Annotated in this window: 17 protein-coding genes and 2 pseudogenes; 14 read left to right on the top strand and 5 right to left on the bottom strand. The window is 40.2% G+C overall.

Translation table 11 applies throughout. The annotated features are described in order from the left end of the window. Positions 1-8: 8 nt before the first annotated feature. From IQ247_RS29865 to IQ247_RS29845, 5 genes and pseudogenes are all read left to right on the top strand, one after another. A pseudogene (locus IQ247_RS29865) lies at positions 9-1,523 on the top strand (YcjF family protein); the annotation flags it as partial. A gap of 293 nt (positions 1,524-1,816) precedes the next feature. Next, positions 1,817-2,065: a helix-turn-helix domain-containing protein gene (locus tag IQ247_RS29860; RefSeq protein WP_322745605.1), complete on the top strand. Its 249-nt coding sequence runs from the start codon at positions 1,817-1,819 to the stop codon at positions 2,063-2,065. Positions 2,066-2,082: 17 nt separating this feature from the next. After that, positions 2,083-2,361: a hypothetical protein gene (locus tag IQ247_RS29855; protein WP_193925547.1), complete on the top strand. Its 279-nt coding sequence runs from the start codon at positions 2,083-2,085 to the stop codon at positions 2,359-2,361. Positions 2,362-2,371: 10 nt separating this feature from the next. Then, positions 2,372-2,602 (top strand): DUF433 domain-containing protein, encoded by a 231-nt coding sequence (locus IQ247_RS29850; protein ID WP_193925545.1) that lies wholly within the window; start codon positions 2,372-2,374, stop codon positions 2,600-2,602. Further along, entirely contained in the window at positions 2,599-2,931 is a 333-nt protein-coding gene (locus IQ247_RS29845) for a DUF5615 family PIN-like protein (protein ID WP_193925543.1), read from the top strand. The genes IQ247_RS29850 and IQ247_RS29845 overlap by 4 nt, the downstream gene beginning before the upstream one ends. 152 nt (positions 2,932-3,083) lie before the next feature. Here the strand turns inward: IQ247_RS29845 and IQ247_RS29840 are convergent, their stop codons facing one another. Next, positions 3,084-3,485, bottom strand: coding sequence for an endonuclease domain-containing protein (locus IQ247_RS29840; RefSeq protein WP_193925541.1), 402 nt, complete (start codon positions 3,483-3,485; stop codon positions 3,084-3,086). Between the two features lie 164 nt (positions 3,486-3,649). Between IQ247_RS29840 and IQ247_RS29835 the strand changes: the two genes are divergently transcribed. The 4 genes from IQ247_RS29835 (at position 3,650) to IQ247_RS29820 (ending at position 5,123) form a co-directional block, all read left to right on the top strand. Then, entirely contained in the window at positions 3,650-3,889 is a 240-nt protein-coding gene (locus tag IQ247_RS29835) for a hypothetical protein (RefSeq protein WP_193925539.1), read from the top strand. Between the two features lie 10 nt (positions 3,890-3,899). Next, a complete protein-coding gene (locus IQ247_RS29830) occupies positions 3,900-4,139 on the top strand; it encodes a hypothetical protein (RefSeq protein WP_193925537.1) in 240 nt (79 codons plus the stop codon). Then, the gene (locus tag IQ247_RS29825; RefSeq protein WP_193925535.1) at positions 4,136-4,546 is read left to right on the top strand and encodes a putative toxin-antitoxin system toxin component, PIN family; all 411 of its coding nucleotides are present in this window, start codon (positions 4,136-4,138) and stop codon (positions 4,544-4,546) included. Before IQ247_RS29830 ends, IQ247_RS29825 begins: the two co-directional genes overlap by 4 nt. A 364-nt stretch (positions 4,547-4,910) precedes the next feature. Next, a complete protein-coding gene (locus tag IQ247_RS29820; protein ID WP_193925534.1) occupies positions 4,911-5,123 on the top strand; it encodes a hypothetical protein in 213 nt (70 codons plus the stop codon). Between the two features lie 47 nt (positions 5,124-5,170). Here the strand turns inward: IQ247_RS29820 and IQ247_RS29815 are convergent. Continuing rightward, a pseudogene (locus IQ247_RS29815) lies at positions 5,171-5,308 on the bottom strand (element excision factor XisI family protein); the annotation flags it as partial. A 219-nt stretch (positions 5,309-5,527) separates the two neighbouring features. Between IQ247_RS29815 and IQ247_RS29810 the strand changes: the two are divergent. The 4 genes from IQ247_RS29810 to IQ247_RS29795 all read left to right on the top strand — a co-directional run bounded on the left by IQ247_RS29810 (position 5,528) and on the right by IQ247_RS29795 (position 8,225). Further along, positions 5,528-5,689 (top strand): hypothetical protein, encoded by a 162-nt coding sequence (locus IQ247_RS29810; RefSeq protein WP_193925533.1) that lies wholly within the window; start codon positions 5,528-5,530, stop codon positions 5,687-5,689. A gap of 544 nt (positions 5,690-6,233) precedes the next feature. Next, on the top strand, positions 6,234-6,476 hold the full coding sequence (locus IQ247_RS29805) for a nucleotidyltransferase family protein (protein ID WP_228060172.1): 243 nt from the start codon (positions 6,234-6,236) through the stop codon (positions 6,474-6,476). A 325-nt stretch (positions 6,477-6,801) separates the two neighbouring features. Continuing rightward, the gene (locus IQ247_RS29800; RefSeq protein WP_228060171.1) at positions 6,802-7,851 is read left to right on the top strand and encodes an RpnC/YadD family protein; all 1,050 of its coding nucleotides are present in this window, start codon (positions 6,802-6,804) and stop codon (positions 7,849-7,851) included. 152 nt (positions 7,852-8,003) lie between these two features. Continuing rightward, positions 8,004-8,225 (top strand): hypothetical protein, encoded by a 222-nt coding sequence (locus IQ247_RS29795; protein WP_193925532.1) that lies wholly within the window; start codon positions 8,004-8,006, stop codon positions 8,223-8,225. Here the strand turns inward: IQ247_RS29795 and IQ247_RS29790 are convergent. The 3 genes from IQ247_RS29790 to IQ247_RS29780 form a co-directional block, all read right to left on the bottom strand. Continuing rightward, on the bottom strand, positions 8,214-8,555 hold the full coding sequence (locus tag IQ247_RS29790; protein WP_193925531.1) for an XRE family transcriptional regulator: 342 nt from the start codon (positions 8,553-8,555) through the stop codon (positions 8,214-8,216). The genes IQ247_RS29795 and IQ247_RS29790 overlap by 12 nt on opposite strands. Beyond that, the gene (locus IQ247_RS29785) at positions 8,552-8,911 is read right to left on the bottom strand and encodes a type II toxin-antitoxin system RelE/ParE family toxin (protein ID WP_193925530.1); all 360 of its coding nucleotides are present in this window, start codon (positions 8,909-8,911) and stop codon (positions 8,552-8,554) included. The genes IQ247_RS29790 and IQ247_RS29785 overlap by 4 nt, the downstream gene beginning before the upstream one ends. 161 nt (positions 8,912-9,072) lie before the next feature. Beyond that, complete coding sequence (locus tag IQ247_RS29780) at positions 9,073-9,267, bottom strand: hypothetical protein (RefSeq protein ID WP_193925528.1); 195 nt, start codon at positions 9,265-9,267, stop codon at positions 9,073-9,075. Between the two features lie 146 nt (positions 9,268-9,413). Between IQ247_RS29780 and IQ247_RS29775 the strand changes: the two genes are divergently transcribed. Continuing rightward, the gene (locus tag IQ247_RS29775; protein ID WP_193925526.1) at positions 9,414-9,569 is read left to right on the top strand and encodes a hypothetical protein; all 156 of its coding nucleotides are present in this window, start codon (positions 9,414-9,416) and stop codon (positions 9,567-9,569) included. The last annotated feature ends 128 nt before the right edge of the window (positions 9,570-9,697 follow it).

The raw sequence follows: 9,697 nt of genomic DNA, 5'->3' as shown, positions 1-9,697 counted from the left end.
CTTCCATCATGCCTTTATCGCGCTTAATTACCTTAATTATCGGTTTAATCGTCATCCTAGGGCTTAGCCTGTGGCTGATAGATTCTCTATCTCGACTTTACTGGCAACTGTCTTATTCCCCATTGTTGGGTAATTTGCTGCTGTTTCTACTAGTTATTTTAGTTGCAGCTTTGATTGCAGCTTTTGTATATTATGTTTTAAAAATCCAATCTGGGGAACAGCGACGTAGCAATCGTAACCGTCCTCCTATTAAGGTTCCTGAAGCCAAAACTGATGCAGCTTCATCGACTTTATCCGCAGTGCGTCAACAGGTTTCGCAAATTCAAGATGAAGTTACTCGCCAAGCTTTACTCAGTAAATCCCGCGAAATTGAAGCAAATTTATCACGCGGTGAAATTCAAGTGGTGGTGTTCGGTACAGGAAGTGCTGGTAAAACTTCTTTAGTGAATGCGGTGATGGGAAGGATGGTAGGTAAGGTAAATGCTCCTATGGGAACTACTACCGCAGGAGAAACTTATTGTTTACGTCTCAAGGGGATGGAGCGTAGAATTTTGATTACCGATACACCGGGTATTTTGGAAGCGGGAGTTGCGGGAACTGAAAGGGAACAGTTAGCTAGAGAATTAGCGACTTCTGCCGATTTATTATTATTTGTAGTCGATAACGATTTAAGACGCTCCGAATACGAACCTTTAAAAGCATTAGCAGAAATTGGTAAACGTTCCTTGTTGGTACTCAACAAAACTGATTTGTATGCTGAAGAGGACACCCAAGCTATTTTAGCAAAACTACGTCAGCGAGTACGGGGCTTTATTTCTACAAACGATGTTGTGGCGATCGCCGCTAATCCGCAAGAGGTAGAGTTGGAAAATGGCGATATTTTTCGTTCAGAGCCGGAGATTGTCCCATTATTACGGCGGATGGCAGCAATTTTACGGGCAGAAGGTGAAGATTTAGTAGCGGATAATATTTTGCTACAGTCAATTCGTTTGGGAGAAGAAGCTAAAAAATTGATTGATGCTCAACGTCGTCGTCAAGCAAACAAAATTGTAGATCGTTTTCAATGGATTGGTGCGGGAGTTGTTTCGGTAACACCTTTACCAATCGTGGATTTGCTGGCAACTGCTGCCGTAAATGCTCAAATGGTAGTAGAAATTGGGCGGATTTACGGTTGTGAATTGAATATGGAAAGGGGACGAGAATTAGCACTTTCTTTAGCGAAAACCCTTGCGAGCTTGGGTATAGTTAAAGGTGCTTTACAATTAGTTTCTACAGCGCTACAGTTAAACATTGCTACGTTCGTAATTGGTAGAGCAATTCAAGGGGTAACGGCAGCTTATTTAACCAGAATTGCCGGTAAAAGCTTTATAGAATATTTCCGTCACGATCAAGATTGGGGTGATGGGGGAATGACAGAAGTTGTACAAAGACAGTTTCAATTAAATCGTCGAGATGAGTTTGTGAAAGCTTTTATTTCCGAAGCTATAGCGAAAGTTGTCAAGCCACTGACGGATAGGAAAGAAGTTGTTGAGGAAATTGAGGATAATTAGAAGTAATAAGTAATAAATAATAAGTAATAAGTAAGAAATAATAAATAATAAATAATAAGTTAGGAGTACTCTTGTTAAGATGTACTTGGCTTGATGTATATTTTAGACTTTATGAGTAAATTGAACAAATCAACCGCAGTAAGATAGCAAATTTAAGTTGAGTCCAATAAACTAAAAGCTCACCCCCTCCCCTCTCCGATGCCTTGGAGAGGGGCGTGGGTGATAGTCAAATTATTTAGTTTATTTTATTACATAAGATTTTTCAGGTGCAAGATAGGAAAGCCTCAAATTCAACTTACATACGCACCCAGGAAGCAGCAGATTTTCTCAATGTCTCTCGACCTTATTTTGTCAAGTTGCTCGAACAAGGGGAGATTCCACACATAAAGGTTGGCTCTCACCGACGGGTGAAGTTTCTCCATGTAAAGAACTACAAAGAAGTTCGAGATACCGAACGTCGTTGTCTTTTAAATGAACTAACTCAAGAAAGTCAAGATATGGGATTTTATGAATAGCTGACTCTAGTATTGAGATGAGTAATTTTCATGTTTTGTTAGATTCTTGCGTGCTGTTTCCGATGTATCTTCGTGATACTTTGTTGCTGGCAGCAGAAGCAGGATTGTATCTACCATTTTGGTCGCAAGAAATTTTGAATGGTGCAACTCGCAATCTGATAAATACGGGAAGAGTTACCGAAGAACGAGCTGTTAGACTTGAGGAAACTATTAAAAAAGCTTTCCCTGAAGCAATGGTGGAAGTTCCTGTGGATTTGGCGGATACTCAGCTAAACTTTAAAAAGATTATAGGCTAATATCATAACTATGAGTTACCGTAATATCATTACAATTGAGCCGGACAAGCGCGGTGGTAAGCCTTGTATTCGACGTATGCGAATCACTGTTTACGATGTTTTGGGCTGGCTAGCTTCTGGAATGTCTCATGAGGAGATTTTAGATGATTTCCCTGAGTTAACACAACAAGATATAAAAGCCTGTTTGGAATTTGCTGCGGATCGAGAACACCTTCTGATTGCTGTTTCTGGTGACGTTTGAAAATACTATTCGACCAAAATTTGAGCCGGAAATTAGTTAAAAGGCTAGCTGATATTTTCCCGAATGCTAGTCATGTTCAGTTTCATGGACTCACAGAAGCAAGTGATAGTGAAATTTGGGAGTTTGCGAAAAATCAAGAATTTTGTATTGTGACTCAAGATGCGGATTATGCTGAACGTAGTCGCCTTTATGGTTCTCCCCCCAAGATAATATGGCTACGTTGTGGAAATGTACCAACTAGTCAGGTCGAGTACATTCTCCGAACAGGAATAGAAGCAATTGAAGAGTTAATGCATAATCCAATACTTGATTGCCTTGAACTTTATTAACTCAATGTGTGGATTAATTTTCGGAAATTGCGATAAGCAAAGCTTAATGCCAAGGGCATATCGCACTTCCCATCAAACCAAACGCGATAAGCGCAGCTTAATGCCAAGGGCATATCGCACTACAAATATCCACATCACCAAGCGATCGCACCTCAAAAATTCCCCCCTTTCCAAGGGGGGTCAGAGGGGATCAAACTATTCAAACGCTCGCAAACCGCCTCAAAATCATTCAAAACCTGCTGGTTTGTAAATCTAATAACCCTTAAACCGTAACCTTCTAACCTTTGAGTTCTCTCTTGGTCATACTTTCTTGCGACATCAGTAAATTGACACTCCCCATCAATTTCAATTACTAACTTCAAATGACGGCAGTAAAAATCAACGATAAAATTATCGATTGGTCTTTGCCTCAAAACCCTAAATTTGAAGTTTTTCAAATATCCATACCAAAGCTTTTTCTCCGCGCTAGTCATGTTTTTACGAAGTTCTTTTGCTCTGGTGATTAAATCAGGATTATAGGGAAGATAAAAATCACCCTCGTTGAATTTAGTCATGTTTAATTCACCCTACACAGATCTTAATCACTAATCGATCCCCCCTAACCCCCCTTTCCAAGGGGGGTTAGGGGGGATCGCTCAAAGTTCCCCTTGGAAAGTGGGGAATCAGCCAATCGCTCAAAGTCCCCCTTTCTAAGGGGGATTTAGGGGGATCAAACCAATTGACAGCGCAGAAGATTAATATTATCGCCCGCTTGTTTATCTATGTGCTTTCTTTTGCCCAACTAATGCTATTTTATTGGATGCAAATAATACTTGTTCATATTCGATCCCCTCTAACCCCCTTTCAAGGTGCTAGTCGTGCTGTGCTGATGATGGCAGAAATCGGTCTTTTTCAGGTTTATGAAATCAAACCGAATTCCTATATAAATATTGATGATATAATTAAGCCTAAAAGTTAAGGGTAATTTTATGAATGCTTATAAAAGATATCTCACTATAGAAGACCCGAATCATATAGTTTTGTCAGGTTTACCTTTTAAACCTGGACAAAGAGTTGAAGTTATTATTTTAGCTGAAGACAAAAAGACAGAATCTTTAGCATCAAAATTACAGCAGTTATTCAAAGAAACCCAAGCCTTACACCAAGATAATCCATTAACTGATGAGGAAATAGTCGCAGAAATTGAGGGTTATCGTCGGGGAGAATGAAAGTAATTATTGATACGAATGTTTTAGTTTCTGCGGCGTTATCTGGCGGAAATCCTGAGTTTGTGATTCTTTTTATTGTTAGTAATTCAGAAATTGAATGGGTGGTATCAGCAGAAATTCTGCGGGAATACAAGGAAGTTTTAAGTAGAAAAAAGTTTAAGTTAACTCAAGAGCAACTTAATGGTTGGTATGAGTTTTTAGATAATGCTACGGTTTTAATTAGTTCTGGATTGGAGATTGATTTTCCCAAAGACCAAAAAGATGCTAAATTTTTAGACTGTGCCATTGAGAGCAATGCGGATTTCTTGATTACTGGCGATTTAGATTTTACTGAAGCTCAAACTTTAATACAAACAACTATAGTTTCTGTGTCTAGTTTTAAGAAATTAGTTTGTGATGTGGTTTAGAATCATTACAAATCCCCATGGATGAGGTGAGTAAGGGTTATTGCGACGGTGGTTTTTGGTTGTTGGGGTGTGGTGGTGAGGGATTTTGGGGTTGTGAGTGGGATGAGTGGGGCTGGTTTAAATCTGCGTTTGGATTGATTGATTTTAGATCCCCGACTTATGAGGGGTAATTTGCTTATCTATTTAAATTTTTAGCTAGAAGTCGGGAATCTGGTTGATACTCGCGTGCAAATAACAACTGTTCGTATTCTTTTAAAGCTGGCTCGAATCTGTATGGGTTTTCGTACAGTTGTCGGTTTGAGCGCCAAGTTTAGATTACAATTACTTTGTCTTGCTGTGGTTTGCTGCGATGAGGGTAAGGTTTTTGAAGTTTAATCGGGTATGGTTGGTTATCGCGGCTTTACTGTTGATTAGCTTTATTCCGGTGCGGATTGCTGTGACTTTTCGTCAAGCTCCAACTCCCCAGGGGATTTTTGTGTTGGGGGGTGATTATAATCGGACAAGGTTTGCTGGCAAGTTTTGGCTGTCTCGTCGGGATTTGGATATTTGGGTCAGTCCTTCTATTTTGAATATTTGATGTCGCGATCGCTGGTAGCTGTAGCCGCACAAGTGGGCTATAGGGAACTAGGTCACGGCATATTCAGTAAACTGCCTTTTAAAGGGAGATTGAAAGCCAATAACGATATCTTGCTTAGGGACACCCATATTTACAAGGTCTTCCGTCACTTCATATTCTGTACCGTTATGTTGTAGCCATATTTTGTGATTTTGGACAAAAACGTTTTAGCCATAATTGGCTAGATTTATATATCTTTATCGTACTACAGATAATATCTCTATATACAAGATAATTTTGCTCAAAATCCGACTTCTGGAAACCGTTTGATTGTCGGTTACATTTGGAAGGTCACAAACAGGGTATCGAGCAGGGCACTAAACAAGGTTTAATAAAGGGTATTCCTTTGGGATTACGGTTGAAGTTTGGGTAGTCGGGGAATAATTTGTTACCGGAGATTGAAGCGATCGCCGAAGTCGATACAGTCGAACAATTACAGCAAGTTTATCAACCAGCAAGCGAATAATTTGAGCGATCGCACTACCAAAAAATCCACATCATCAAACGCGATTCCTGCGGATAGCTAGCCTGCGGCAACGCTTCGCGTACGCTAACGCACATCCCACCAAATCCCAAACCGCGATCGCAGTATAATTGTATGGGTAATTTTTGGTTAATTATAATATGCAACGAGTTGACACTCTCCGGTCTAAAGACACGGAGATTCTTGATTCAATGAGTCCACTTAGACTAGACCCCTTGCGGTATCTAACCAAGAGGTGGTTCTCTCCCCAAGCGTTACTTTCCGAGTGCCCCTCGGTAGTTGGATTATTCCAAAAATTTGTTTGATTTAAATTCTGAACGTCTAGTCCCCATGAAGATTTTACCTATTCCTGGGAAGGAACTAAAACTATGGAATAGAACCCCATATCTTCAGTTGTCAAGGTACAGATTGCCGTTAGGCAGTTGGGTTTTTATACAGGTTGGTTACCGTTCCTGTTAATAAAATCGTACCATAAATGACTGAGGCTTAAAAGCCTTTATGCAGTTTTCATCCCTGGACTAAAGTCACAGGGTTTTCAACCTTCCCTTTATAATGTAATTACCATTCTGAGAAATCTAAAAATAAATTTGAGTTGTTTTGGTGTTCGTTCTTTGGCATTATTTGGTTCTGTGGCAAGAGATGAAGCGAAACCAGACAGTGATGTCGATATTTTGGTTGATTTAGAGCCTCCACTAACTTTTGACCGCTACATGGACTTGAAATTTTATTTGGAGGAACAGTTGGGAACTCGTGTCGATTTGGTAAATTGGAAAAGTCTCAAACCACAGGTTCTAGAAAATGTAGAGCAAGAATTAATTTATGTCGCGTAGTATTAAGAAATATTAAAGATTTTCGGCATTACTGAATACAAATATGAATTGAAAATTTTACGTTGTGTAGAGACGTAGCAATACGCCCCGTCTCTACAAAGATTATGGTTTTAATACAAAATGTACACAAATATAATTCATGCCCAAATTCAGCAGCGCCAGATTTTCAATGGATTGAAGGTTTAAAGTTATTAAATCCTTTTGAGATTTGACCTGATTGCACTATTAAGGACTGAGACTAGAAAAGAATCAGCGTTTGGGTTAATTAAGATTTTCCTGCATCTGGGATAATATTTCCCGTAGAGAATATTTACCATCACCATCTATGACCAATCCCCAAACTGAATATGATTCGCCTTGGAAAGAGATTTTACAACTGTATTTCCCAGACTTCATGTTATTCTTTTTTCCCCAATTCCACGCACAAATTGATTGGAGAAAAGAGCCTGTATTTCTGGATAAGGAGTTACAGCAAGTAATTCGGGATGCGGAGTTAGGAAAAAGGCTTGTTGATAAGTTGGTAAAAATTTATCTGTTGGATGGAACTGAATCCTGGGTGTTGATACACATCGAGGTACAGGGACAGGAAGAAGATGAGTTTTCCCGACGTATGTATGTTTACAATTACCGCATTTTCGATTGTTATAACCGCTCGGTGGCTTCAATTGCAGTTTTGGGAGATACGAATACAAATTGGCGACCTAAGCAGTTTGGTTACAATTTGTTTGGTTGTCGGTTGGATTTTCAATTTCCGATTGTGAAATTGATTGATTATCGAGGACGACAAGCAGAATTGGAAGCGAGTAGTAATCTCTTCGCGATTATTGTGATGGCTCATTTAGTTGCATTGGAAACGAGCAATAATCGCGCTCAACGCAAACGGCAAAAACTGGCTTTAGTTCGTGGTTTGTACGAAAAGGGTTTTGAACGGGAAGAAGTAATTAATTTGCTTGCTTTTATTGACTGGATGTTGACGCTACCATTGGAGTTAGAGCGGGAGTTCCGACGGGAAGTAGAACAAATTGAGGAGGAAAGACGAATGCGTTATGTAACTAGCTTTGAAAGAATAGGTATCGAGGAAGGTCTCAAGCAAGGTATTGAGCAAGGTATTGAGCAAGGTATTGAGCAAGGTATTGAGCAAGGTATTGAGCAAGGGTTAATTCAGGGTATTGCTTTAGGTTTAAAATTGAAGTTTGGGAATGCGGGAACTAATTTGTTACCGGAGCCAACCGAAAATTGGGGATGTGGATGTGTTGTCTGCGGTGTTGGATGCTATGGAATCCGTAGATACGGTGGAGCAATTACGGCAGGTTTATCGCTCGAATTGTTGATGTTTTCCCTCTTAAGTCGGGTTTTTGACGATAAATATCGGTGACATCGGAGAATCTTGATAAAAACCCGACTTCTAGCCCCAGAAAAATCGAAGTCATACCATGAAGTCTAATTTCCCCAAGCGTCGGTTTCTCTTTTGGCTCAGAGTAAGTTTATTAATTGTAATTAATTGCTTTGATTCCGATGCGGATTGCTATGACTTTTCATCAAGTACCGACTCCCCTGGGGATTTTTGTGTTGGGGGGTGATGAACGCAAAGGACAAGGTTTGCGGGTAAGTTTTGGTTGTTCCATCGTGATTTGGATATTTGGCTCAAGGGAGATGTCGGGTTTTTTGAGAGCAATTTCGCTAACACAAGATAATTTTGCTAAAAACCCAACTTCTGGCAATATCGACTCGATCGATTCAAATTTTTGATTGAATGTCAGTATGATTAAACTCGCTAAAATTATTGATTTTCACTTCGCCATTGTTAAAACGGGCTACAATTTCTAATTCCCCACCCATTGCTTGGATGACTTGACGTAAGTGGCTAACGTACATATCTGTGCGTTTTTCCAAACGCGAAATTGCTGGTTGTTTTACTTGCAATTTTTCTGCTAATTCTGCTTGGGATATTTTTAAAGCTTGTCGCAACTCGTTTAATGCCATTTCTTGTTTTAATTGCGCTGTTTTCGTAGTAATTTTCGCAATTCTGGTGGGGCTTAAATCTTTTTTTAAGTTGGAAAATGAATGGTGTCCTGTCATATTAAACCTTCTTCTTTAATTTCCTTAAGATACTCTTCATACAGTCGGTCGGCAATAGGAATATATTTTTCATAAAATCGCTTATCCCCAGTTTTATCACCTCCTATCAATAGGATAGCGAATCTTCTGGGGTCGAAAGCATAAAAAACTCGAAGCGGACTACCGCCACTTTGGATGCGTAATTCTCTCATGTGAGAGTGTTTGGAAGCGTTAATGCCAGATGAATAAGGGAAAGGTAATTGGGTTCCTTTTTCTTCGAGTATTTGAACAATGCTAATTATGTCATCTTGCTGGTCTTCGCTTAGGGTATCAAACCAGTTTTTGAACTCGTTGGTGTATTCTACATCACAAGACATCGACTTTTTATATTACATCGATGTAATAATAGCTGATTTTCTACACTTGGGGCAATCCACGTTTGGTGTTACAGCGATCGCATACTCTAAAGAATCCGAACTGCGATGTATCGGACAAGCTGCTTTGCGTATACGCGGATGTGGATATGTTGTCCAATATTTTAGATTCGATCGCAAAATATGTAATCTACGTCATCACGCGATCGCACACCCAAAAACCAAACGCGATAAGCGGAGCTTAATGCCAAGGGCATATCGCACATCCCAAAAAACCAAACGCGATAACTTCGTTGAGCTTCGCTAACGCAATTCCCCACAAAATAACCGCGATAAGCGGAGCTTAATGCCAAGGGCATATCGCGTCCCTATCGAAATCAAACAGCGCGATTGCATTCTCCGCTCCTCCACCCCTCCACTCCTCCGCTCCTCAACTCCCTCTTCCTCACCATCCTTCTATTTTCAGGACTTGATGTCGCAATAGCTGGTAGCTGTAGCCGCAAAAGTGTCAAACACAGAAAGATGCGTAGAGTGTTTGCTCCCCTCAAGTGTAATAATAGCAGGTGCTGCTTCCCGTAAAGGTGCTAGTCATGCTGTGCTGATGATGGCAGAAATCGGTCTTTTTCAGGTTGATGAAATCAAACTGAATTCCTATATATAGCGTTTTCTAATCATATGAGGTACATCATAGCCCCCTCCTCGCTGGCGGAGAGAAGTTGGTGGGGAGATTCTCTTCCCACCAAACTACCCTTCGGGAAGCTTTGCTGCTACGGGGGAGGGGGTTGGGGG

This window comes from Plectonema cf. radiosum LEGE 06105, from assembly GCF_015207665.1.
Classification (GTDB): domain Bacteria; phylum Cyanobacteriota; class Cyanobacteriia; order Cyanobacteriales; family Nostocaceae; genus Rivularia; species Rivularia radiosa_A.
The sequence above is the reverse complement of the archived record's forward strand: the minus strand, read 5'-3'. Positions and strand labels throughout refer to the sequence as shown.

Excerpts from the sequence above, each read along its gene's own strand:
- IQ247_RS29825 (WP_193925535.1), top strand. The coding sequence starts at position 4,136 with ATGAAAGTAATTATTGATACGAATGTTTTAGTTTCTGCGGCGTTATCT.
- IQ247_RS29855 (WP_193925547.1), top strand. The coding sequence starts at position 2,083 with ATGAGTAATTTTCATGTTTTGTTAGATTCTTGCGTGCTGTTTCCGATG.
- IQ247_RS29840 (WP_193925541.1), bottom strand. The coding sequence starts at position 3,485 with ATGACTAAATTCAACGAGGGTGATTTTTATCTTCCCTATAATCCTGAT.
- IQ247_RS29850 (WP_193925545.1), top strand. The coding sequence starts at position 2,372 with ATGAGTTACCGTAATATCATTACAATTGAGCCGGACAAGCGCGGTGGT.
- IQ247_RS29800 (WP_228060171.1), top strand. The coding sequence starts at position 6,802 with ATGACCAATCCCCAAACTGAATATGATTCGCCTTGGAAAGAGATTTTA.
- IQ247_RS29780 (WP_193925528.1), bottom strand. The coding sequence starts at position 9,267 with ATGCCCTTGGCATTAAGCTCCGCTTATCGCGGTTATTTTGTGGGGAAT.
- IQ247_RS29795 (WP_193925532.1), top strand. The coding sequence starts at position 8,004 with ATGACTTTTCATCAAGTACCGACTCCCCTGGGGATTTTTGTGTTGGGG.
- IQ247_RS29830 (WP_193925537.1), top strand. The coding sequence starts at position 3,900 with ATGAATGCTTATAAAAGATATCTCACTATAGAAGACCCGAATCATATA.
- IQ247_RS29785 (WP_193925530.1), bottom strand. The coding sequence starts at position 8,911 with ATGTCTTGTGATGTAGAATACACCAACGAGTTCAAAAACTGGTTTGAT.
- IQ247_RS29790 (WP_193925531.1), bottom strand. The coding sequence starts at position 8,555 with ATGACAGGACACCATTCATTTTCCAACTTAAAAAAAGATTTAAGCCCC.